This is a genomic window from Pseudomonas sp. A39 (genome assembly GCF_058145955.1).
The window spans coordinates 83,877-105,739 of the sequence record NZ_JBYVMD010000015.1; the positions used below are offsets into that span (position 1 = coordinate 83,877).

20 protein-coding genes are annotated in these 21,863 nt (G+C 60.1%); 13 read left to right on the forward strand and 7 right to left on the reverse strand.

Going from position 1 to position 21,863, the window contains the following annotated elements:
- The first annotated feature begins 5 nt into the window (after positions 1-5).
- A complete protein-coding gene (locus AC3ZU9_RS14265) occupies positions 6-467 on the forward strand; it encodes an LEA/WHy family protein (RefSeq protein WP_122810653.1) in 462 nt (153 codons plus the stop codon).
- A 200-nt stretch (positions 468-667) separates the two neighbouring features.
- Here the strand turns inward: AC3ZU9_RS14265 and AC3ZU9_RS14270 are convergent, their stop codons facing one another.
- Positions 668-1,594: a carbon-nitrogen hydrolase family protein gene (locus AC3ZU9_RS14270; protein ID WP_093545369.1), complete on the reverse strand. Its 927-nt coding sequence runs from the start codon at positions 1,592-1,594 to the stop codon at positions 668-670.
- A 90-nt stretch (positions 1,595-1,684) separates the two neighbouring features.
- On the opposite strand from AC3ZU9_RS14270, the gene AC3ZU9_RS14275 reads away from it, so the two are divergent.
- A complete protein-coding gene (locus AC3ZU9_RS14275; RefSeq protein ID WP_093545455.1) occupies positions 1,685-2,605 on the forward strand; it encodes a LysR family transcriptional regulator in 921 nt (306 codons plus the stop codon).
- Here the strand turns inward: AC3ZU9_RS14275 and AC3ZU9_RS14280 are convergent.
- A complete protein-coding gene (locus tag AC3ZU9_RS14280; protein ID WP_003190904.1) occupies positions 2,577-2,831 on the reverse strand; it encodes a hypothetical protein in 255 nt (84 codons plus the stop codon). The genes AC3ZU9_RS14275 and AC3ZU9_RS14280 overlap by 29 nt on opposite strands.
- A 163-nt stretch (positions 2,832-2,994) precedes the next feature.
- Between AC3ZU9_RS14280 and AC3ZU9_RS14285 the strand changes: the two genes are divergently transcribed.
- Positions 2,995-3,315 (forward strand): ElaB/YgaM/YqjD family protein, encoded by a 321-nt coding sequence (locus AC3ZU9_RS14285; protein WP_010172915.1) that lies wholly within the window; start codon positions 2,995-2,997, stop codon positions 3,313-3,315.
- A gap of 50 nt (positions 3,316-3,365) precedes the next feature.
- Here AC3ZU9_RS14285 and AC3ZU9_RS14290 read toward each other — a convergent pair whose 3' ends face one another.
- The gene (locus tag AC3ZU9_RS14290) at positions 3,366-4,403 is read right to left on the reverse strand and encodes an Ldh family oxidoreductase (protein ID WP_490090880.1); all 1,038 of its coding nucleotides are present in this window, start codon (positions 4,401-4,403) and stop codon (positions 3,366-3,368) included.
- Positions 4,404-4,609: 206 nt separating this feature from the next.
- Between AC3ZU9_RS14290 and AC3ZU9_RS14295 the strand changes: the two genes are divergently transcribed.
- The 8 genes from AC3ZU9_RS14295 (at position 4,610) to fapF (ending at position 15,891) form a co-directional block, all read left to right on the forward strand.
- On the forward strand, positions 4,610-9,697 hold the full coding sequence (locus AC3ZU9_RS14295; protein ID WP_490090881.1) for a dermonecrotic toxin domain-containing protein: 5,088 nt from the start codon (positions 4,610-4,612) through the stop codon (positions 9,695-9,697).
- A gap of 161 nt (positions 9,698-9,858) precedes the next feature.
- Positions 9,859-10,854 carry a FecR family protein gene (locus AC3ZU9_RS14300; RefSeq protein WP_046033784.1) on the forward strand — a complete coding sequence of 332 codons (996 nt, stop codon included), beginning with the start codon at positions 9,859-9,861 and terminating at the stop codon, positions 10,852-10,854.
- A gap of 329 nt (positions 10,855-11,183) precedes the next feature.
- Positions 11,184-11,633 (forward strand): fibril amyloid chaperone protein FapA, encoded by a 450-nt coding sequence (gene fapA, locus AC3ZU9_RS14305; RefSeq protein WP_093545358.1) that lies wholly within the window; start codon positions 11,184-11,186, stop codon positions 11,631-11,633.
- Positions 11,633-12,184 (forward strand): fibril amyloid subunit FapB, encoded by a 552-nt coding sequence (gene fapB, locus AC3ZU9_RS14310; RefSeq protein WP_012723890.1) that lies wholly within the window; start codon positions 11,633-11,635, stop codon positions 12,182-12,184. Before fapA ends, fapB begins: the two co-directional genes overlap by 1 nt.
- Before the next feature lie 67 nt (positions 12,185-12,251).
- Positions 12,252-12,995, forward strand: coding sequence for an amyloid-like fimbrin subunit FapC (fapC, locus tag AC3ZU9_RS14315; protein WP_012723889.1), 744 nt, complete (start codon positions 12,252-12,254; stop codon positions 12,993-12,995).
- Between the two features lie 75 nt (positions 12,996-13,070).
- Positions 13,071-13,751 carry a fibril amyloid maturation endopeptidase FapD gene (gene fapD, locus AC3ZU9_RS14320; RefSeq protein ID WP_012723888.1) on the forward strand — a complete coding sequence of 227 codons (681 nt, stop codon included), beginning with the start codon at positions 13,071-13,073 and terminating at the stop codon, positions 13,749-13,751.
- A 39-nt stretch (positions 13,752-13,790) separates the two neighbouring features.
- On the forward strand, positions 13,791-14,537 hold the full coding sequence (gene fapE / locus AC3ZU9_RS14325) for a fibril amyloid subunit FapE (protein ID WP_012723887.1): 747 nt from the start codon (positions 13,791-13,793) through the stop codon (positions 14,535-14,537).
- 49 nt (positions 14,538-14,586) lie between these two features.
- Entirely contained in the window at positions 14,587-15,891 is a 1,305-nt protein-coding gene (fapF, locus tag AC3ZU9_RS14330) for a fibril amyloid transporter FapF (RefSeq protein WP_122810656.1), read from the forward strand.
- 116 nt (positions 15,892-16,007) lie between these two features.
- Here the strand turns inward: fapF and AC3ZU9_RS14335 are convergent, their stop codons facing one another.
- A complete protein-coding gene (locus AC3ZU9_RS14335; RefSeq protein WP_102060382.1) occupies positions 16,008-17,333 on the reverse strand; it encodes a sigma-54 dependent transcriptional regulator in 1,326 nt (441 codons plus the stop codon).
- Positions 17,334-17,675: 342 nt separating this feature from the next.
- On the opposite strand from AC3ZU9_RS14335, the gene AC3ZU9_RS14340 reads away from it, so the two are divergent.
- The gene (locus AC3ZU9_RS14340) at positions 17,676-17,936 is read left to right on the forward strand and encodes a DUF1652 domain-containing protein (RefSeq protein WP_231807975.1); all 261 of its coding nucleotides are present in this window, start codon (positions 17,676-17,678) and stop codon (positions 17,934-17,936) included.
- 66 nt (positions 17,937-18,002) lie between these two features.
- Here AC3ZU9_RS14340 and AC3ZU9_RS14345 read toward each other — a convergent pair whose 3' ends face one another.
- From AC3ZU9_RS14345 to gnd, 3 genes are read right to left on the reverse strand one after another with little or no spacing between them, the layout of a single operon-like run.
- Positions 18,003-18,827: an HAD family hydrolase gene (locus AC3ZU9_RS14345; RefSeq protein WP_122810657.1), complete on the reverse strand. Its 825-nt coding sequence runs from the start codon at positions 18,825-18,827 to the stop codon at positions 18,003-18,005.
- A complete protein-coding gene (gene zwf / locus AC3ZU9_RS14350; RefSeq protein ID WP_093545352.1) occupies positions 18,824-20,347 on the reverse strand; it encodes a glucose-6-phosphate dehydrogenase in 1,524 nt (507 codons plus the stop codon). Before zwf ends, AC3ZU9_RS14345 begins: the two co-directional genes overlap by 4 nt.
- The gene (gene gnd, locus AC3ZU9_RS14355; RefSeq protein WP_093545349.1) at positions 20,344-21,327 is read right to left on the reverse strand and encodes a phosphogluconate dehydrogenase (NAD(+)-dependent, decarboxylating); all 984 of its coding nucleotides are present in this window, start codon (positions 21,325-21,327) and stop codon (positions 20,344-20,346) included. The genes zwf and gnd overlap by 4 nt, the downstream gene beginning before the upstream one ends.
- Before the next feature lie 269 nt (positions 21,328-21,596).
- On the opposite strand from gnd, the gene AC3ZU9_RS14360 reads away from it, so the two are divergent.
- Positions 21,597-21,776, forward strand: coding sequence for a DUF6026 family protein (locus AC3ZU9_RS14360; protein ID WP_012723880.1), 180 nt, complete (start codon positions 21,597-21,599; stop codon positions 21,774-21,776).
- Positions 21,777-21,863 lie beyond the last annotated feature (87 nt).

A 21,863-nucleotide genomic window follows, 5' to 3' on the forward strand; every position in this document is an offset into this window, starting at 1 on the left:
TTTAGATGCGCAAGCTCATGGTTCTATCGCTGTTGCTGCTGACCCTGAGCGCCTGCGCCCTGTTCCCCAACCGCGACCCGGTGAATATCAACGTGGTGGGCATCGAGCCCCTGCAAAGCCAGGACTTGGAAGTGCGCTTCGCCGTGAAGCTGCGGGTGCAGAACCCCAATGAAACGGCAATCGACTACAACGGCGTGGCCCTGGACCTGGAGGTCAATGGCCGGCCGCTGGCGTCAGGTGTGAGTGATCAGAGCGGCTCCATTCCACGCTTTTCCGAGACGGTTCTGACGGTGCCGGTCAGTGTTTCGGCATTCTCCGTGTTACGTCAGACCCTGGGCCTGAGCCAGACCCAAAGCTTGAACAACCTGCCCTACGTGCTGCGAGGCAAACTGGCGGGCGGGCTGCTCGGTACGATGCGCTTCGTCGACCGTGGGACGCTGGACCTGCCGAACACCGCGACGTGGTAAAGCCGCCTGAAATCGATCTTGTGTAACCTGTGGCGAGGGAGCTTGCTCCCGTTGGGCCGCGAAGCGGCCCCGGCTCTTTACTTGAAAGACTGGGACTGCTGCGCAGTCCAACGGGAGCAAGCTCCCTCGCCACAGGTACACTATTCGCCCTTAAGTGACTGGCATCAGGGCTCACCCCCCTCCCACATTTCGACCGTGTGTCAGTCAGTGATAGAGCGCACGCCCGGCTTGGCGCGCTCATCCACGATCAACTCGAACACATCCGGCCGAGCGTAGTGGCCCACCACGTCATAGTCGTAACGCGCACGCACCAGGTCGTCCGTGTTGATCTGCGCCGTCAGCAGCCCGGCTTCGCCCTGCAACGGTCCGGCGAGGATGTCGCCCATGGGGCCGATGATCACGCTGCCACCGGCGATCAACGGGCGCTCAGCCGGCCAGTTGGCAACCTCGACGCCCAACGCCTGCGGCGACGCCTGCACCTGGCACGCACTCACCACAAAACAGCGGCCTTCATGAGCGACATGGCGCATGCTCACTTGCCACATCTCGCGCTCGTCCACGGTCGGCGCGCACCAGACCTCTACGCCCTTGGCGTACATTGCCGTGCGCAGCAGCGGCATCATGTTTTCCCAGCACACCGCACCGCCGATACGCCCCACCGCCGCGTCGATCACCGGCAACGTCGAGCCATCGCCCTTGCCCCAGATCAACCGCTCGGTGCCGGTGGGCATCAGCTTGCGGTGCTTGGCCACCAAGCCACCGATGGGTTCGAAGTACAACACCGTGCAGTAGAGGGTGCTGCCGCTGCGCTCGATCACGCCGAGTACCAGGCTGGCGCCGGTACGGGCGGACAAACCGGCCAGCGCCTCGGTCTCCACGCCGGGTACGTCGATCGCGTTGGCAAAGTAGCGCGCATAGGCTTCGCGGCCTTCGGGCAGGCGATAACCCAGTTGCGTGCCGAAGCTTTCGCCTTTGGGATAGCCACCGAGCAGCGCCTCGGGCATCACCACCAATTGCGCGCCACTGCGCAGGATCTCCGCCTCGTAGCCAAGGATTTGCGCCAAGGTCTCGGCCTTGCCACCCGGCAACGCGCCTATCTGTAAAGCGGCCACAGTAGAAACAGGCATCACACACACTCCGAATAATAGGGTTGCCCATTCTCCGGCCAGCCTCGATCATGAATAAAGCCCACTTCAATGCTGAATGATATGAGCCACATGAATATCGCAAACGTTGACCTGAACTTACTGAAAACCTTCGAGGCCCTGCACGATGAGTCCAGTGCCAGTCGTGCGGCGCTGCGCCTGGGTGTGACGCAATCGGCGATCAGTGCCGGCCTGCGGCGTTTGCGCGATGTGTATGGCGACCCGCTGTTTGTGCGCACCGGCCGGGGCCTGGCGCCGACCTTGCGCGCCAATCAGTTGAAACCGGTGATCAGCGAAGCGCTGGACCGTTGTCGGCAAAGCCTGGCGATGATCGATCCACAAACCCCGCACTATCAGGGCCGCTCCGTGGTGGTGGGGTTGTCGGATGATTTCGAGATCGCTTACGGCCGCCGACTGATGGAGGCCATCGCGCAGCGCCTGCCGAAACTGCGGGTGATTTTCCGTCAGACCCACAGCCAGATCGTCGGCAACGCCCTGCTTGATCGCAGCCTGGATATGGCGATCACGGCGGGAGGTTTTGCCGAACGCCGGCTGAGTCGGCGGGTGCTGGGAGAAGGCGATTACGCTTGCCTGGTCGACCCCAACAGCCTGGCGCCGGGCCAGCAAGGCATCAGCCTGGACGAGTTCGTGACACGCGAGCATGTGCTGGTGTCGTCAGGCGGGTTTGTCGGGATTACCGATGAGGGGCTCGCGGCGCTGGGGCTGAGCCGCCAGGTGTGTGCGTCGACCAGCCACTTTGCCGCGCTGGCATTTCTGCTCAAGGGCAGCCAGGCAGTGGCGACCATTCCGGGGCATGCCGCCGAGGCCATCGCCAGCCTGACAGGCTTGCGCACACTGCCCTGCCCGCTGGCACTGCCGCGTTACCCGGTGGAACTGGGGTGGCTGACCCAGGCCCAACTGGATCCGATGCTGCTCAAAGTGCGCGAGGCGATTGTCGCCAGCTTTACTTCGCCGCCGCCATCAACTTGTTGACCTCACTGCGCACCATGTTGGAGAACTCCGGCGGCGACATGCCGTCCAGCTCCGCACGGACCCATTCGGCCCACTTGCCCTTGCGTTTGGCACGCTCGCCGAACAACCGAGCCGCCTCACCCTTGGCCTTGCCCAAGTTGGTTTGCCACAGGTCGTAGAGACGGGACTTTTCATCTTCCAGCTCGGCGCGTTCGGCGAGGGTCTTGTTGGCCAGATTGAAGCTCATGTTGAATTACCTGCTGCACAAATAGGCGACATCTTACACTGTAGGTCGAAATTTCTTGATTCGGATTGCAGCTGAAAAGGCTGCCGGGCAAAAAAACTGCAACTTTTGCCTCAGCCCGAGACTCCATTGTTCACTGCCACCTTTACCTGCAAGGAGTCACACAATGGCCCGTAAATCTGCCGCGCAAGCCGTCGAAGAACAAATCAAGGATCAAGCGTTCAGTGAGCTGACTGCACTGATCGAGGAATCGGACAAACTGCTCAAGAGCAGCGCCTCCCTGGTGGGCGAAGAAGGCGAAACCCTGCGCGAGCAGGTCGCCATCAAGCTCAAGCAAGCCCTGGACTCGGTGTCCAATGTGCGCGAGCGCAGCAAGCCTGTGGTCGATGCGACCGAAACCTACATCGGTGGCCATCCATGGCAGACCGTGGCCATTTCCGCAGGCTTTGGCCTAGTGGTCGGCCTGTTGTTGGGCCGCCGTAACTGATCCACGTTTGCCCGCGAGGGTGCCGCCCGGCGCCCTCGCGATCATGTGCATCATTCCCCCGCCAATCGGTACAAGTTCGCCACATCTTCGGCGCCAATGGCGATCCCGTTTTCCTTGGATTTTTCTCGCTGGCGATGACGTCGGTCACCCGGCAGACGCTTGAGCCCCACGCCGTGCATCTGGCGCACCAATTCCTGGCTGCGTTCGGCAAAGCCCTGCCCGGCCGATTTGCTGGGGTCGATCAGAATCACCAGCTGTCCGGTCCACGGCGTCCTGGCGCCTGGGTGGCCTGACCAATCAAACTCGAACGAAAAATTACCCCCGGTCAGCGCTGCAGCCAGCAGTTCGACCATCATCGACAACGCCGAGCCTTTGTGCCCGCCGAAGGGCAGCAAGGCGCCCCCCTCAAGGATGGCTTTCGGGTCTTGGGTGGGCTGGCCGAGGCTGTTCACGCCCATGCCCAGTGGCAAACGTTCACCCTTGCGCGCGGCGATCTGCACGTCGCCGTGGGCGATTGCGCTGGTGGCCAGGTCGAACACCAACGGTGGCCCGTCGGCACGGGGCGCAGCGAATGCAATCGGGTTGGTGCCAAACAGCGGCCGGTCGGCGCCATGCGGCACCACGCAGGTCATGCTGTTGACCACGCTGAGCGCGACAAGGCCTTCTTCGGCAAACGGCTCGACATCCGGCCAAAGGGCGGCGAAGTGATGGGAGTTTCGGATCGCCAGCACCGCAATCCCGGCGCTGCGTGCCTTGTCCACCAGCAGCGCGCGCGCGGCGTGCAGCGCCGGCTGTGCAAAACCATTGGCCGCATCGACCCGCACAAACCCACTGGCGACGTCTTCAACGATGGGCACCGCCTTGCCGTTGACCCAACCACTGTCCAGCGTCGACACATAACCGGGGATGCGGAACACCCCATGGCTATGGGCACCGTCGCGCTCGGCGTTGGCGCAGTTTTCGGCCAATACCTGGGCCACTGTTTCAGAGGTGCCGTGGCGGATAAAGATCCGCCGCAACAGCTGGGTCAACTGCGCACTGCTGAGCCGCGTGAGCGAAGGTTCTTGATCCAAAGGCGATGCTGACATCTGTAGCTCCCGTTTAATTATTGGAATCGGCAACTGCGTACGAACAATCGGCACCCTCGATTAAACAGGGTTTCCCTCGCGGCTGTCGACCACCGCGCGCCGCGCGCACCAGACATATCTACTGCCGGGCCGCTGTACCGCGCTTTAGCCTCAAGACTCACCGGACGGGGCCGTCGCACCGTCTGAACGTCTTTAAGGAACGCCTCATGAGCCAGGTACAACCGCCTTACTTTTTTACCGAAGCCTTGCGCACAGGCTGGAAGGAACGCGAACGCGAACGGCACTTCAGCATCACCGCCAAGGACATCGGGTTTCTGCGCAACCTGTCATTCGCCACCGACGCCACGCGACGCGCGCAAGAACCGCCAATGATCGCCCAAGCCCTCTGGCTGAACAAAAACACCCCGTCGGCGCTGGAGTTGGCGGGCAGCTTCATGATGAGTTCGACAGGCGACTACACCCCGGCGTTTCTCTATACGCCCTACGGAGGTTTGGAGAAGTTCGATAACCGTGCACGCTTGCTCGTCGAGCTGACCGAACGACTCAGGGACGCCACACAAGCGGATGACCTGTTGCAGTTCATCGCGTTGGGCACACGCGCCGGCTTGATCCTGGACAACCGCCTGGTGCTGACGGCCGAGGATATTGCACAGGATGTTTTCCAGGCGCAAAAAAAAGCCCTGGACCACCAGCAAACGCTCAACCTGCAGGCGGTGCTCGCCGAGCTGGTTAAACTGCCCAGCCTGGAGACGATGCTTCAGGACCTGCTCAAAAGCGTGTTTCGCCCACTCCTGCCCACGCTCGACCCCAGCCGCGCGCGGGTCAACTTTTTCAAGGTGGGGTCCACCGACGGTGAACCTCGACAATGGGTCAATTCGCTGCCGATCACCGATGCACTGCTGTTGCGCTATCGTCAGCAGGCTTGGCCCGTGGGGCAGACACGTGAGTTTTTCCATCCCCAATACACCCCCGTATCCAAAGCACTGACCCCGTGGGAAAACGGCCTGGAACAGGCGTCACGGCAGTTGTCGTCGTTCTTGCAAAACACCTTGGAGACTTTCTGGAACACCGACACGCCACACGGCACCTCGCGTCGCACATTCCTGGCACAAACGATGGCGCACAAGGCCCGGATCGATCTACTGCTCAAACGCCAGGACGCGATCATCACCCCTGAAGAAGCGGATGAACTGGCCGCCCTGTTCCTCCCTGACGGTGCTCCGCGCGCTCAGGGCAGTGGCGGGCTGCGCTGGGAGACCGTGCGGTTCTGGGAACACGCGGCGCATGGTGTCGAGTTGACCAGTTGCGTGATGATTGGCAACGCCCACACTTGGTTTTACTCGCCGCCCAAGGGGCTGCAAGTGCTGGCCGACCACGCCGACCTGATCCAGACCTTGAAGGCGATGGTGAAGGCGCCCGCCTATGAAGACGATGTCTACAACTTTATGTCCCTGGAGGAGCGCCTGCTGTTTATCGGCTTTACCGAGCCTCAGGTCACCGGCAATCTCATCGTCGGCAACGTGTTCGAACACTTGATGGAACGCATCATTGATAAGCAGGTAAACAACCTGATCTATGTGCTCGGCCAGTTCCGTCGCGAACGCGGCGATATCAACCTCTCGGCGCTGCTGGACCATGCCCTGGACGTGCGCTTCATGGTCGACGACCGGCTTCTGGCGCTGGACAGCGCACAGCGCTGGACCACTCACTCCGTATTGGCCGACCCCACGCGGCCGGTGTCGGCCGCCGCCAAGCGCGCAGAACGGCTGTACAAACAACTGATTGATATCCCAAAGGCACTCGAAGACCTGATGAAGCCATTGCCCTCGGTCATGGACCCGCTGATCGATAACTTGAGACAGCGTGAGCGCCAACAGCTCGATCCGGCACGGGTATTCATCAATCGCTACGCTGACAGCGCCGACCAGCGTGCCGTGGCGTTGCCTCTGGAAAGCCAAAGCCTGGAAGATCATTTTATCGGCCGCCTGGCCGAAGGTCTCGGACCGGTTCCCGAGACCCGTCATTACGGCGTTTATCAGCCACGCAACGGCAATCATGCCGAGAAACTGTCCAACCTGGACGTCAAGGCCCTCAATCGGATGGTCGAGGGCGTGCTGACTCATTTTAAACACCAGGACATCGGCGACATTCCCCGTGCACGCCTTGAAAGCCTGTTGCCGCTGATGGGCGACATGATGTCCAAGGCGATATTGAGCCAGGCGCACCTGCGGCGCCTGAACAAGAGCTTGGACGCCAGGGACGAGTCGATCATCCAGGCCGTTTTTGACAGCGACACCCCCGACCGCCGTCGACGGGAGGACCTCCAAGGGTTCATCCCGGATGTCTACTGCGTCACCGTCGAACGTGAAGGGCAAAGCCTGCGCCACCGCTTGGCCAATTGCCTGATGCTCACCGAACGCGGCGGCCTGGACCACCATCACTCGGGCCGCGCGATTCTCTGGACCCCGGCGTGGGGCCTGGAAAGCTTCGCGTCCCCGTCGCTGGCGAAAGAACAACTCAAGGCGCGGCTGGAAGATCCCGACGCACGCCTGGCGCTCCTGGAAAACCTTGACCCGCGCCAACGCATGCCCCATGCCAGATATACCTTGGGAGCGTTCTGGCTGATCACCGAGCCCATCAGTGAAAACCGCCAGCAGTCGTGGATCGACCACTACATCGCACAAAGGGCGCATTGGCTGGCACAGAAGCCGACCGGCAAGGCATTCTTTAATCGTTTAGCCGTGCTTCCCGCGTCGCCCCTGGAGGGCGCCGCGCAGCTCGCGCATTATTTTGTCACGCAACGCTCGCTGCCGGCTTGGTTGGGCATGGCGCCACCTGATGAGCAGCGCCACCATGCCGAGTTGCTGGAACAATACCGACGCAACACCCTGGATGAGAAAGACTACCTGTATGAGCTGTTCTCGTTGCGCCAGCATGTCCACGACACGCTCAGCGACATGCTGGTGGACGACGCCCTGTACCCCGAAGACGTGTTTATAACGCCAACACTTGCGTTGGGTGGGCAGCGGCAGAACCTCGTCGATTACGCCCTGGCGCACATCAACGAGCAGGCGAGTTCCTTCACCGTGGAATCGGGCGCCAAGACCCTGACCGAATCGACTGTCCGCCAACTCCTCGCGAACTTGAAGATTGCCAAGGACGGTCAGGACCGTCTCAAGGAAAAACTGGAAACCGACCAGCCGGGGGCCCAGGAGCGTGAGCGGCGTTTCGTCCAGCAATTGCCATGGCAGCTGTTGCAACACGCCCATGCGCTGAAACTGCAGGAGCAGTTATCGGACGCCGGCTACATCCTGATTCGCCAGGTATTCGACATGCCGGACGCCATCGCGCGAGCCGCCGTCGACGGTGCCACGGCGAGTATTCGCCCCCTTGAAATGATTGCGACACCTCGCGCCAGCATCGCCAAGGCGCTGGGCCTTTATCTGATCAGTGCCGGCACCACAGGCCCGTTGATTCTCTATGCGCCGTACTACCCAAGCCAGTGTTTCAAGGAGTTCGAGAGCACGGCGCAGTTTCTCAACCAACTGAATGTACCCGGCACGCTGCAAGACTGGATCGTTGCCCACCTGCTGGGTGCGCACAAGGCCACGTATAAAAACCTGCTGGCGGGTACCAAAGGTGCGACATCGGAAATCACCTTGGCCAATCAGCCGATCAAGGGCCACGCCATCAAACAGCTGTACCAGGACAACCGGCAGGTGATGGGACGCATGCTTGAGCATCAGCTTGACCCTGATGGCCAAGACTTCTGGGACACCATCAAGCACCTGTTGGGCAGCGGTGTGCAGCGCGCGGCAAGGTTCTTACCGGGCAAACTGCAGCTACCCTTGCTGATCTGGCAGAGCTACACCCTGTTCAAGGACTCGGCCGAGGCCCTGCAACAGCACCATTGGCAGGATGCACTGCGCTCGTTCATCTTCGGTGTTGCGCAAATGGCGACGGTGGAGCAATTAGTGCGCACGCCGGTGCCCAAGGCGCAACCGCCGGTGTTCAACGAGGTGGATGAACGCGACCTGAAAACCCCTGCAGCCCCGATCGCGCCAACCCTTACGGACATCGACGTGACAGACCCCAGGCGTACGCGCCTGCAATCCTACGAAGTCAACGATGTAGCCTTGGCGGACTTGCACATACAGCCGAAAACCGGGCTTTACGCCACCTCCGATGGCAAAGCGCTCTACGGCGCAGTGGAAGGTAAGGTCTACCCGATCAAACACGCCAAGCGACTGCGAATAGCCGGCAAAGCCCCCGGCAGCGACGGCCCCCTGGTGTCCAGTACCCGTCTGCAGCGTCTGGTCCTGGAACCGCACAATCACAGGCTGCAATACGGAAAAGCGCTCTCGCGGTTGGGGAATAGCTACGTGACCCGCTCTAGCGCCAAGATGTTCTTGAACATCGAAGCGACGGGTATGGAACAGATTCGCCGGCTGTATCCCACCAAGGCCATGCAAATCATCGAAGCGCTGGATCTGGCGCGTTTCTATGCGTTCAACGCCATGCACAACCTGGTGCAACTCAAGCAGCTGACACCCGGTACCCGCCTGGAGGGGTTCCTGAGGCAATTGTTCGACGCCGACAACATCGACGAAAGCATGCTGAAAAAAATGAGAAAAGTCCTGATCCCGGTGTGCAAAGCCTTGGTGGACCCCAGCCTTGATCTGTTGAACAGCTCACGGTTCGTGGTGGGCACCGGCAGTGATCCCTCTGAAGGCGTTATAGCGTTCGTCATCGCCAAAGACCAGAGCAAGCAAGTGTTTTTCACCGAACGGTTTTTTGATCAACAACTGCACCAATACACCCATCTATTGACCGAACCGTTCGACATTGACGGCCATGCGCGAGCGGCCACGCTGATTCACGAGTTCGCCCATCTCTACACGCCCGCCCACGATATCAGCACGGCTGAATCACGCCGGCCGTTCTCGGACCTGATCGAAATCTTGACCGTGACCGGCAGGCTCGCCCGCGACAGTTTGCAGCAGATACAGCGCGAAGCCCTGTCATTGGCCACCCCGCGTCACCAGCTGTTCTCACGCTGGAACGACTTCTCGGGCATGTGGGAGAGCTTCGACTCTATGGACTCCGATGATCCCATCTTTAAAGCCGTCAAGAAGTCCACGGGCAGTACGACTGTGGAAGATGCGCGCGACGCGTTTCTGGACAGCACATCACCGGACGCACGCATTGACACGATTCTGTGCAACGCCGACTCCATCGCTCGTCTTATCTGCGAGATGGGACGCCATCTCGACCCTATACCGACGACACCTTGAACCTAGGAGGCTGGACACGCCAATTAATGAGAATGAGTGCTATATAGCAGGTTTCAACCGCTGTATCGCCTAAATTCGTTCAACATTGATGTGCAATCGCCATGACCGCTGTTCTCGTCACGGGCCCGTGAAGTTAGAATGACGGAAATCAGGATGGGTCAATGCGCGAACAGTCTCTATCAGAAGCCGAATATGACGCGATCACCGATGCCGCTGCGCATTGGTGCATGCGCATGCACGCCGTTGACTGCACGGAGGGCGAACGTCAGGCGTTTACCCAATGGCACGATGCCCATCCGCTGCATGCCTTTGAATATGCGGCGATGCTCGAAATCTGGGACGTCGCCGATCACCTGCCACGCCACGAACCTGCGCCAGTGGTGGTGCCCTTCAAGCCCCGCAGCCGGGCGCGTACCTACGCAGTGGCAGCGGCGATTTGCCTGGTCGCCCTGCCCCTCGCCGCTTTTACCGGCTGGGAAGCCGGTTGGTTGCCCAGTTCCTATGAGCGCTTCGACGCCACCACGGGTTTACGCCAGGTCACCCTGGGCGATGGCAGCCAGGTGGAACTCAACCTCGGCACCGAGCTGGTCTACAGCAACTACAAGGACCAGCGCCGGGTCACGCTGAACAAGGGCGAGGCGTTCTTCAAGGTCAGCCATGACAACGCCCACCCGTTTATCGTGCGCGCCGGCAATGGCCAGGTACGCGTCACGGGTACCCAGTTCAACGTGTGGAAATACGAAGACCAGGTACGGGTGATGCTGCTCGAAGGCTCGGTACAAATCGCCAGCGACGCGGTACACGGCAGCGTCCCCCTCACGCCCGGCATGCAGGCCAGCTATCAGCAGGGTGACGCCACGCCTCGCGTGCAGCCGATCAACCCGGACGACACCGCACTGGCCTGGCGCCAGGGCAAGCTGATCCTCGACAACCTGGCCCTGGCCGATGCGTTGCCGCTGATCAATCGTTACCTGAGCAAACCGGTGATGCTGGCCGACGCCAGCACCGGGGCGATCCGCATCGGCGGCATCTACAACATCAACGAGGTCAACAACCTCGTGCCCTCCCTGCCCAAGGTGCTGCCGGTCTACTTGACCCAGAACCAGGACGGCAACCCCGTACTCAACTCCATCCCGCGTAAAGCCCCTAAAGGCTGAGTCTTCGCCCTCCGGCGTAGGCTTGCGCGCGTCCGAAGTGTCCGTTTTTTTTACAGCTCCCTGCCCTGAACCGCCCACGGTGAGCGCGTTCATCGTTTTGTCATGCCCGGTGTTTCAACGCTGATACAGGGAGGTGAAGCGGTTGTGCAGTGGCTGGGTAGCCTGGGCTTTAAGGGTCGCTGTCTCACGGCTGATACAGTGCGGCCATCATTTTGCCTCGCATTCAGCGCAACCCATTGAATAACCAAGATAAATAAAAAGCGGCACGGCTTCTGCTCTCTCCCTTACAACGCTGTTTAGGGTCAGCGTGAAGAATAAGGAATGCCGCCGTGATCACACTCACTCAAGGTTCGATGAACGTACTGCTGGTCAGCTGTGTACTCAGCGCCAGCATCAGTCTTCCGACCCTGGCAGGTGACGGCGTGATCGTGACCGGCCGCGACGTACAAGGGCACATGTACGGTCGACCTTCATTCGGTAAAGACCCCTACCCCACCACCGCCAACGCCAATCCAAGCCACGAGATCCTTGGTTCCACGGGTGAGCTCAGTGACATGGACATCGGTGGCATCGCCAGTGGCGCGGGCATTACCCGCGCCATCCTGCCCAACGGAAACATTCCGGGCCTGAACAACACCCAAAACAGTGTCTCAACACTCGGTTCCGGCTCAGTCGCCGGTCACGGTGCCGGGGCTTCCGTGGGTGGGCAGATCAGCGATTCGATCCAGCGTGGCATGGCGCCCTTGAACAACATCGGCAGCATGATGGGGGGCAAATAATGAACCGTTCCCTGCTCCTTCTGGCCCTGCTGGGCAGTGCTTCGGCGATGGCCGACAACACCGCGGTGATCAACAACAGCGGCCAAGCCTACAACGGCAACGTGATGATCAACCAGGCGGCGGGCAACCAGCAGCAAACCGCCAACAACCGCGCCGTCGCACTCGGTGGCCAGGGCACCACCCGCAATATCCAGAACATGAACGGCAAGGTCGACCCCTCTCTGGCCGCCAAGGCAGCGATCGAGGGCACCTCTTTTACCAATGGCAACGGCATGTTGGGCATCAACCAGTCAGCCGGGGCCAATAACCAATCAGTCAATGCCGTGCGGATCAGCATCAACCCTGGCCCGCAAGCCATAGACGACAGCGTCCTGTTGCAACAGAACACGACGACGCTGGCAACCGACTCAGGGCTCACCCCCACCACTGGCAGCCGCCAGGTCGTGACAAGCGACCAGGCCTTCACAGGCAGCCGAGGAGTGATTCAGGTGAACCAGAGTGCTGGGGTGGGGAACCGAGTGGCTAACACCCTGGGCATCACTATCAAGTAACAGCTTGGTAGCACTGGCTAGACCGTACCAACACTTAACCAACTAATTAGAAGCAAGGAGAAACACCATGAAACCTCAAATGGCCCTGAAACCACTGGTTTTCGCTCTCGCCGCCCTGATGGCTGCTGCTGCTCAAGCAGGTGGTGGCTGGCACCCTGCGCCTCAACCAACCGGTGTGGTTGCCTCCGTGGTCACGGATGTACAAAACAGCGTCGGCAACAAGTTTGACGACACCAAAACCGAAAACAACGCCTCTGCCGATGGCTCGGTGACCGGCAATAGCGGTAACGTCGGTGTGAACGTTCAAGCCGGCAGCGGCAACCAAGCCGACAACTCTGGCGCGATTTCCAGCGCCAAAGGCGACTTCGCCACCGTGTTTGCCGTGGTCGATGTGAATCAAAACAGCGGGCTGAACAACTTCGTCAACAAAGGCACGCAAAACAACGCCTCCCTGGACAACTCGGCTAACGGTAACTCCGGCAACCTGGGCTACAACGGCCAGGCCGGTCAAGGCAACCAAGGCAAAAACAACCTGGCGATCACCACGGCTGATGGCAAAAACATCGCAGCGGCCGCCAACACCGAGCAAAACTCGCTCGCCAACAACTACCTCAATACCGCGGCTACCGGGTACGGCCATCACGGCGGCAAACCTCAGTACGTGTCCAACAACTCCAGCCTCGACAACTCGGTTAACCGCAACTCCGGCAACGTGGGTGTGAACCTGCAATCCGGTGCCGGCAACCAAGGCAGCAACAGCCTGTCGATCGGCCAGGGTTGCAGCGTCTGCGCCAGCGGCGTGCGCTTCTGATCCAAAGGGGCCTTGGCAACAAGGCCCTTTTTTACTCCCTGTTTTTTATATCAGTAGCCAGCAGGTCACACGATCATGCGCCTCGCGACCCTCACCCTCCTGATGTTGCTCACCGGCCCTACATGGGCAGGCACCATGGCGATCTCCGCCATGCCTGGCGGTGCAGTCATCTACAAGAAGGTTGAGAGTATCCGTGAGCGCCGGTTCGCCAACCTGGTGGAACAGAAAACCGATTTCAGCTGCGGTGCTGCGGCACTCGCCACCATTCTGCGCCAGGGCTATTGGCTGGACGTAGACGAAGACCACGTCATCAAAGGCATGCTGGTCAATGCGGACCAGGACTTGGTACGCACCCAGGGCTTTTCCATGCTGGACATGAAGCGCTACCTCGAAAGCATCGGCATGCGTGCCCGGGGCTACAAGATCGGGCCAGACACCCTGGTGACCGTGAAGATCCCTGTGGTGGTGCTGCTGGAAATTCGTGGCTACAAGCACTTCGTGGTGTTGCAGCGCGCGGACAAGGACTGGGTCTATATCGGCGACCCCGTGCTGGGCCATAAGCGCTATTCACACGACGACTTCGTCAAGGGCTGGAATGGCATCGTTTTCGCCGTGCTGGGTGAAGGCTACGACAAGGCCAATGCCTTGCTCGACCCGCCCACGCCACTGACGGCCAAGAACCAGTTGAATGAGTTCAGGCCCGTAGGCGATGCCGAGCTGATGGATTTCGGTTTCATCCAGAGCGACTTCTTCTAAAGAAGCGCAATAAGGGGCAGGACGCTCCAGGAGCGAAAGATGAACACTTCCCGTTGGCTGACGGTCTTGTGTCTGGCAGCCTCAATGCCCGCTTATGCTTCATCAGGGTTCAAACCGATCGAACTCAAGGATTCGGAAATGGCCGAGCTGCGCGGCCGCTACGTGATGCCGGGGCGGATCATCAGCTTCGGTATTGTCATGAGCAGCACCTGGACCAATGCCGTGGGTGACACCATCACCGGCAAAGCCAGCATGCAAGTCGATTCATCGACCATTACCCCCCAGTTTTATGTGCAGACCACCGGCTCGGCAGGCACAGGTACGAACCAGAATACCGGCACCGGCAACGTCACCGGAGGCGCCGGCCTGGGCACTGGCACCGGCGTGACACAAAGCGTGCGCACCGCCGGCGACGGCAACACGGCGTACAACAATGTCGGTATCAACGTCACTGAAAACGGCTTTGCGCCTTCCAATATTGTGCAATCGGGGCAAGTCTTGGTGGCCGGCGGTACGGTTACCGGCGACAGCGCGGCGGGCCGCGTAAGCGTATCGGCCAACAATGGCGGCTTGCAGATGGCGATCCAGGCCAACCATAACCAAGGCAATAGCCTCCAGCAGATTGGCGGCGGACAAGTGCTGCAAGGCACGGTGTTGACCGGTAATACCAACTTCGTCAACAACATGACCCAGCTCAACGTGGTAATGGGCAATAACGGACTGAACAACCCGGCGTTGAACTGCAATTTGGATCAACTTAAAGGCCTACGCACTCTCGGTTATTGAACTACGCTGACCCTCGACACTTTCGCATTAGAAAAGGACGGCTTATTTCATGCATCGATCGTTATCGTTACGTGCGGTGGTCTGTTTAAGTACGCTCTTGCCAGCATCCATGCTGTATGCCGCGCCAGACGCCGATATCGAGACCCTCAAACAAGAACTCCTGGAACTCAAGCAGCGGTACGAAGTGCAGCAAAAAGCCCTGGCGGTATTGGAGCAAAGGGTACGCCAGGTTGAGGATCAACCGGCGACACCGGCACCCAAGCGCCTGGCGAAATCCCCGGCAGACTTCCAGAAGGCCAGCGGTGCAACCGTCGCCGGTACCGGCGCTGCGGCCGCCTCGGGTGGTGCGGGCGGCGGCGGCAGTTCCTATGGTCAGTCTCTCAAGGACGATTCGGCGCCTGCGCAAAGCGTCAGTAACCTCTATAACGAGGCCAGCGGCTTTTTCGGCAATGGCAAGTTCAGCTTTGAAACCGGTGTCACTTATGCGCGTTACGACGCCCGCCAGTTGACGCTTAACGGCTTCCTGGCGCTGGACTCGATCTTCCTCGGCAATATCAACCTGGACCGGATCAAGTCGGACAACTGGACCCTTGACCTGACCGGTCGCTACAACCTCGATAACCGCTGGCAGTTTGATGTGAACGTACCGGTGATCTACCGCGAATCGACCTACCAGTCGGGCGGTGCCGGTAACAATGGCAACGCCACATCGGAAGAGTCGGTGACCCGCGACCCGACCATCGGCGACGTCAACTTCGGCGTGGCGTACAAATTCCTGGATGAAACCCCCACCCTGCCGGATGCGGTGGTGTCGATACGCGTCAAGGCGCCAACCGGTAAAGAACCCTTTGGCATCAAGCTGGTCAGGTCTACCGCCAACGACAACCTGTATGTCCCGGAAAACCTGCCTACGGGTAACGGTGTCTGGTCGATTACTCCCGGCATATCCCTGGTCAAGACGTTCGACCCGGCCGTGCTGTTTGGTTCGCTGTCCTACACCCACAACTTCGAAGAGTCATTCGATGACATCAGCAGTGACGTCAACCAGAAAGTCGGCGGCAAGGTCAGCCTTGGCGACAGCTTCCAGGTCGGCATGGGCGTTGCCTTCGCGCTGAACGAGAAGATGAGTATGTCGTTCTCAGTCTCCGACCTGATACAGCGCAAGAGCAAGCTCAAACCCAATGGCGGGGATTGGCAATCGGTGGTGTCCAGCGACGCCAACGCCGGCTACTTCAACGTCGGGATGACGATTGCCGCATCGGACAACCTGACGATAGTGCCGAACCTGGCGATCGGGATGACGGATGATGCGCCGGACTTTACGTTCAGCCTGAAGTTTCCGTATTACTTTTGATTGAGGAGGGGCTGCTTCGCCGCCCAACGCGGGCGGTGCGACAAGCCCGTTTACCACAACAAAGGAAAAGCCCCGCAACGATAAGGGTCGTTGCGGGGCTTTTCGGTTTACCCGCCCTAGCGGATCTGGTGTTTGTGCAGCAACCGGTAGAACGTGGGCCGGGACACCCCCAGCACGCGGGCGGCGACACTCAGGTTGTCACTGTGCCGGTTGAGCACATCGCACAGTGCCTGGCGTTCGGCGCGGTGCTTGTAGTCTTCCAGTGTAGCCATGGGCGGCGAAATTGCCTGCCGGCCCTGCAATCCCAGATCAACGGCTTCGATTTGACGCCCTTCGGCCAGTACCAGGCCGCGGCGCACGCGGTTGGCCAGCTCGCGGACATTGCCCGGCCAGGCGTGCTCGCCCATGGCGATCAGGGCGTCGTCACTGAAGCTGCGGGGGCGGCGGCCGGTTTCATGGCTGTAGAACCGTGAAAAGTGGTTGGCCAACATCGCGACGTCGCCATGGCGTTCGCGTAATGGCGCGGTGACCACTTGCAAGACGTTGAGGCGGTAATACAAGTCTTCGCGGAAGGTGCCCTTCTCCACCGCGGCCTCGAGATCGACGTGAGTCGCCGCCAGTACGCGCACATCCACGGGAATCGGTTGGCTGCCGCCCACGCGTTCGATCTGTTTTTCCTGCAGAAAACGCAACAGATTGGCTTGCAGTTCCATCGGCAGATCGCCGATTTCATCGAGAAACAGCGTGCCGCCGTTCGCGGCTTCAATACGTCCGACCTTGCGCTGATGGGCACCGGTGAACGCACCCTTTTCATGCCCAAACAGTTCGGATTGGATCAAGTGTTCCGGGATCGCCCCGCAGTTGATCGCCACAAACGGTTTGGCGTGGCGCTGGGATTGACGATGCAGGGTCTTGGCCACCAGCTCTTTACCGGTGCCGCTGTCGCCACGGATCAACACCGGGGATTCGGTGGGCGCCAGCTTGGAGAGCAATTTGCGCAGTTCGCGGATCGGCCGACTGTCCCCCAGCAGTTCATGCTCGGGTTCGTCCACCGGCGTCTGGCCCTTGCCCCGTAAGCGTGCCATGCCGAACGCGCGCCCCAGGGTCACCTGTACGCGGGCAACGTCGAAGGGCAAAGTATGGAAGTCGAAAAACCACTCGCAGACGAAGTCACCGACGTTCTGCAGGCGCAACACGTCCTGGCTGAGTACGGCGATCCATTCCGTGCCGCTGCGGCCGATCAGCTCCTTGACCGCTTCCGGACGCTCCAGATGGTAGGGCTGCAGGCGCAACAGGCCGACATCACAGGATCGGTCACCCACCGCTTCCAACGTACAGCTGTCGACGGCCCACCCCGCCGTCCGCAAACCGGGCAACAGACCGTGGCAGTCGTCACAGGGGTCAACCACTAGCAATCGACGTTGAACGGGGGGTCCACCCATGACTGTTCCTTGGCGTCAAAATTGTTAAAGTTATTTAGAAACAACAGTTTGTGACGTCTGCTGCTAACCCTAGCAAGGTCTTGACGCGGGGCTTGTACCGTTTCGCTATAAGTCTGGGCAAAAAGCCACTTTCGCGCGTTTACGCCAAAAAAGTTAGGCACTGCCATAACTTTCATTCAGCTTTCAAAACAGCCGCTTACATGACGCCCATCACTAAAAGTTGAAAATAGTTGCTCTAACATGTGACCCGTACCCCGCCATCGTGCATCAGTACAAGTAACCCGCCGCACGGTCAGCCCAACCGCCGGCACTCACTTGAATGGGCAATGAGAGAGAACCCACATGAACGCCCCGCTCCGCATCAACGAAGCTCTTTTGATCGCAGACCGTGCTTTCCAACCCTTTCAGTGCGTGGCCTGGCACGATGGCAACGGCGCCCTGAGCCTGAGCGTCATCGACCGTACCAATAACCGTATCGGCAGCAAACAACTGTCGTCGAGTGCCTATACCGACCCGGCGCAACTGGAAAACTTGCTGTTGCAAGCGCGTGCCGAGCTCGACAAAGAGGGCCACCAGTTGCAGTCCTGGGTAATGCCAAAGTAAGTCGACCGTGTAACTTGCGCGCCATGTGTTAATGGCGCGCAAGTTCAGAGTTAGAACACGCGTCGCTTAGGGTGCCGCGAGAATAAACCGTTCGATTGCTTCGGCGGCGCCATCTTCGATGTTGCTGCCCGTCACCACACTGGCCTGGCGCTTGACGGTTTCTTCCGCCTGCCCCATGGCAATCGACAACCCGGCCACCTGAAACATCGCCGGGTCATTGCCACCATCGCCAATCGCCGCCGTTTGCTCCATGGGCACACCCAGGTGTGCCGCCAAGGTCTTCAAGGCCTCGCCCTTGTTGGCCAGCATCGCGGTCACGTCCAAGTACACCGGTTGCGAACGCGACACCTGGGCCAGCCCCTGCACCTTGGGTTGCAATCGCGCCTCCAGCTCCACCAATAATTGCGTGTTGTGGCTCGCGGCGACGATCTTGTCGACCCGGTCCAGGTAGGGCTCGAAACTTTCCACCACCACCGGCCCATAGCCCAGGCCATTCGCCTCGCGTGGCTCCATCGGCCCTGGCGGGTCACGGCGCAGCCAGTCGCCATCGGCAAACACCCACACTTCCACCTCCGGCTCCGCTGAAAACAGCGCCAGGGTAACCAGCGCCGCTTCCGCCGGCAGATGATGGGCAACCAGGATGCTGCCATCCGGGTTGATCAAGGTACCGCCATTGAAGCCCGCCACCGGCACATCGATCCCAAAGGTTTCGATCAGGTGCAGCATGGCCTTGGGCGGGCGCCCGCTGGCCAGGCTGAACAACACTCCGGCTTCGCGCAAGGCGCGCACCGCGTCGGCGGTGCGTTGGCTGAGGCTATGATCGGGATGCAGCAAGGTGCCGTCCACGTCACTGAGGATAAAACGGATGGGATGAATCGTTGCGTCACTCATCCGAGGCTGTGCCAGCTGCGGCCATCACGGGCCAGCAAGGCGTCGGCGGCGGCCGGGCCATCCTCACCCGCCTTGTAGGCCTGGATCCCGTCATCTTCCTTCCACGCATCGAGGAATGGCTGCACCGCACGCCAGCCGTTCTCGATGTTGTCGGCACGCTGGAACAAGGTCTGGTCGCCGGTCATGCAGTCGTAGATCAGGGTTTCGTACCCGGTAGACGGTTGCATCTCGAAGAAGTCCTTATAGGCAAAGCCCAACTGGATATTGGCCATGTCCAGGGTCGGCCCCGGCTTTTTCGCCAGCAGGTCGAACCACATGCCCTCATTCGGTTGGATCTGGATCTTCAAGTAGGTGGGCTTGAGCTCATCGACCTCGGTGTCGCGAAACTGCGCATACGGCGCGGGCTTGAAGCAGATGACGATTTCGGTGTCGCGCACGCTCATGCGCTTGCCGGTGCGCAGGTAGAACGGCACGCCGACCCAACGCCAGTTGTCGATCATCACCTTGAGGGCGACGAAGGTCTCGGTGCTGCTGTCAGGCGCCACGTTGGCTTCTTCGCGATAGCCCGGCAATTGTTTACCGCCAATTTCGCCGGCGGTGTACTGCCCGCGTACCGAGTTGGCCCGCGCATCCTCCAGGGACCAAGGGCGTACGGCGCCAATCACCTTGGCTTTCTCGCCGCGCACGGCGTCGGCGCCAAAGGCTGCAGGCGGCTCCATGGCCACCATCGCCAGCAGTTGGAACAGGTGATTGGGCACCATGTCGCGCAACGTGCCGGTTTTTTCGAAGAAATTGCCCCGTGTTTCTACGCCGACGGTTTCGGCGGCGGTGATTTGCACGTGGTCAATGTAATGGTTGTTCCAGAACGCTTCGAACAGCACGTTGGAGAAACGGCTGATCAGGATGTTCTGCACCGTTTCCTTGCCCAGGTAATGGTCGATGCGATAGATCTGCTTCTCGCTCATCACCTTGAGCAGGCTGGCGTTCAGCGCTTCGGCGGTGGCCAGGTCGGAGCCGAAGGGCTTCTCGATGACCACGCGACGGAAACTGTCGTCGGTCTCCGTCAGCAGGCCGGCACTGCCCAGGCGCTGCACCACGTCGCTGAAGAAGCGCGGTGCGGTTGCCAGGTAGAACACCGCGTTGCCGGTGCCGCTGTCGGCGATCTTCTTGCCGATGTCGGCGTAAGTGCTGTCGTCGAGGAAATCGCCCTCGACGTAGCTGATGCCCTTGGCCAATTGCGCCCACAGTTGTGGGTCGAGGGCGTTATCCGCGTTGCCCTTGACCTTGCTCGCGGCCTCGGTACGAATGAAGTCCTCGAGTTTCTTGGCGAAATCGGCATCGCTGATGGCGTTGTGATCAACGCCTACAATGCGCAAGCCATCGGCCAGCAGCCCATCACGACTGAGGTTGTACAACGCCGGCATCAGCAGGCGCTTTACAAGGTCACCATGGGCACCAAACAGAAACAGGGTGGTGGGCGGAGCGGGTTCGGCCTTGAGTTTCTTGCCGTTGGCGGTCATTTTTTGGAAGTCTCCACGTGACCACCAAAGCCGAAGCGCATGGCAGAGAGCATTTTGTCACCGTAGGTGCTTTGCTGGCGCGAGCGGAAGCGTGCGAACAAGGAGGTGGACAACACCGGTACCGGCACGGCTTGTTCCATGGCGGCTTCGATGGTCCAGCGGCCTTCGCCACTGTCGGCAACCGAGCCGGAATAGCCCTCCAGTTTCGGGTCGGTGGCGAGGGCGTCGGCGGTCAGGTCCAGCAGCCAGGACGACACCACACTGCCACGGCGCCAGACTTCGGCGATATCGGCGACGTTGAGGTCGAAGCGCTGGTCTTCCGGCAGGTTTTCCGAGTTCTTGGTCTTGAGGATGTCAAAACCTTCGGCAAACGCCTGCATCATCCCGTACTCGATGCCGTTGTGGATCATCTTGACGAAGTGACCGGAGCCCGCAGGGCCGGCGTGGATATAACCCTGCTCGGCACGCGGGTCGGCGCTGGCGGAACGGTCCTTGGTGCGCGGAATGTTGCCCAGGCCCGGCGCCAGGCTCTTGAAGATCGGATCAAGGCGCTGCACGGTCTGGGCGTCGCCACCGATCATCATGCAATAGCCACGCTCCAGGCCCCACACGCCGCCGGAGGTACCGACGTCGACATAGTGCAGGCCTTTTTCAGCCAGGGCCTTGGCCCGGCGAACGTCGTCCTTATAGTTGCTGTTACCGCCGTCGATGATTGCATCACCGTCTTCGAGCAGCGTACTCAATTCATTGATGGTGTCTTCAGTGGGCGCGCCTGCCGGCAACATCACCCACACGGTGCGCGGTTTCTGCAGCCCGGCCACCAGCGCCTTGAGGTCGGCAACGCCGGTGGCGCCCTCTTCACTCAGGCCTTTTACAAATGCTTCGTTACGGTCGTAAACAACGGTGGTATGCCCATTGAGCATCAGGCGCCGTGCAATATTCCCGCCCATGCGGCCTAGTCCGATAATCCCCAGTTGCATGTGCTGATGCTCCTAACTACTAAAAAATGTGTGACATAGTTTATAGCGCAATGAGGCTAATGAGGGTTAGTCCAGAGCGGATCCGTGTAGTTTCATGACAAAAAAGTAGCCATCATTTCACCATCACGGCGATAAAAGTCACAGGACCGTCAAAAATAAAAAAGTTCCCTTGTTCCAAAAAAGAATTCAGAATTGCTTCCGACTGATGCCGAGAACCTCGAATCAAGCGTTCTGGCACCGCGATCTACCGGCTATTTGCGAGGTAAGCAATGAGCACAGCACAGATGACCCGCCCGCCACAGACCCTCTACGTCAACATCCGTCGTGATGAGTTGCGTCAGTTGAAGGACGAACGCGATCAACTGCAGCAGGAAGTCCTGCGCCTGCGTTCGCACATCATCCAAGCCCAGCTGGACCAGCCTTCCAGCGCCCAGCCTGCACTCTGCTAAGCCTCGTCACCACTTTGTAAGATAACGGCTACATAAATCTCACAAAGTTTTCACATGCCCCTCCCGATACTCCCGCCCGAAGGGCCA

Excerpts from the sequence above, each read along its gene's own strand:
- AC3ZU9_RS14265 (WP_122810653.1), top strand. The coding sequence starts at position 6 with ATGCGCAAGCTCATGGTTCTATCGCTGTTGCTGCTGACCCTGAGCGCC.
- AC3ZU9_RS14270 (WP_093545369.1), bottom strand. The coding sequence starts at position 1,594 with ATGCCTGTTTCTACTGTGGCCGCTTTACAGATAGGCGCGTTGCCGGGT.
- AC3ZU9_RS14275 (WP_093545455.1), top strand. The coding sequence starts at position 1,685 with ATGAATATCGCAAACGTTGACCTGAACTTACTGAAAACCTTCGAGGCC.
- AC3ZU9_RS14280 (WP_003190904.1), bottom strand. The coding sequence starts at position 2,831 with ATGAGCTTCAATCTGGCCAACAAGACCCTCGCCGAACGCGCCGAGCTG.
- AC3ZU9_RS14285 (WP_010172915.1), top strand. The coding sequence starts at position 2,995 with ATGGCCCGTAAATCTGCCGCGCAAGCCGTCGAAGAACAAATCAAGGAT.
- AC3ZU9_RS14290 (WP_490090880.1), bottom strand. The coding sequence starts at position 4,403 with ATGTCAGCATCGCCTTTGGATCAAGAACCTTCGCTCACGCGGCTCAGC.
- AC3ZU9_RS14295 (WP_490090881.1), top strand. The coding sequence starts at position 4,610 with ATGAGCCAGGTACAACCGCCTTACTTTTTTACCGAAGCCTTGCGCACA.
- AC3ZU9_RS14300 (WP_046033784.1), top strand. The coding sequence starts at position 9,859 with ATGCGCGAACAGTCTCTATCAGAAGCCGAATATGACGCGATCACCGAT.
- fapB (WP_012723890.1), top strand. The coding sequence starts at position 11,633 with ATGAACCGTTCCCTGCTCCTTCTGGCCCTGCTGGGCAGTGCTTCGGCG.
- fapC (WP_012723889.1), top strand. The coding sequence starts at position 12,252 with ATGAAACCTCAAATGGCCCTGAAACCACTGGTTTTCGCTCTCGCCGCC.
- fapD (WP_012723888.1), top strand. The coding sequence starts at position 13,071 with ATGCGCCTCGCGACCCTCACCCTCCTGATGTTGCTCACCGGCCCTACA.
- fapE (WP_012723887.1), top strand. The coding sequence starts at position 13,791 with ATGAACACTTCCCGTTGGCTGACGGTCTTGTGTCTGGCAGCCTCAATG.
- fapF (WP_122810656.1), top strand. The coding sequence starts at position 14,587 with ATGCATCGATCGTTATCGTTACGTGCGGTGGTCTGTTTAAGTACGCTC.
- AC3ZU9_RS14335 (WP_102060382.1), bottom strand. The coding sequence starts at position 17,333 with ATGGGTGGACCCCCCGTTCAACGTCGATTGCTAGTGGTTGACCCCTGT.
- AC3ZU9_RS14340 (WP_231807975.1), top strand. The coding sequence starts at position 17,676 with ATGAACGCCCCGCTCCGCATCAACGAAGCTCTTTTGATCGCAGACCGT.
- AC3ZU9_RS14345 (WP_122810657.1), bottom strand. The coding sequence starts at position 18,827 with ATGAGTGACGCAACGATTCATCCCATCCGTTTTATCCTCAGTGACGTG.
- zwf (WP_093545352.1), bottom strand. The coding sequence starts at position 20,347 with ATGACCGCCAACGGCAAGAAACTCAAGGCCGAACCCGCTCCGCCCACC.
- gnd (WP_093545349.1), bottom strand. The coding sequence starts at position 21,327 with ATGCAACTGGGGATTATCGGACTAGGCCGCATGGGCGGGAATATTGCA.
- AC3ZU9_RS14360 (WP_012723880.1), top strand. The coding sequence starts at position 21,597 with ATGAGCACAGCACAGATGACCCGCCCGCCACAGACCCTCTACGTCAAC.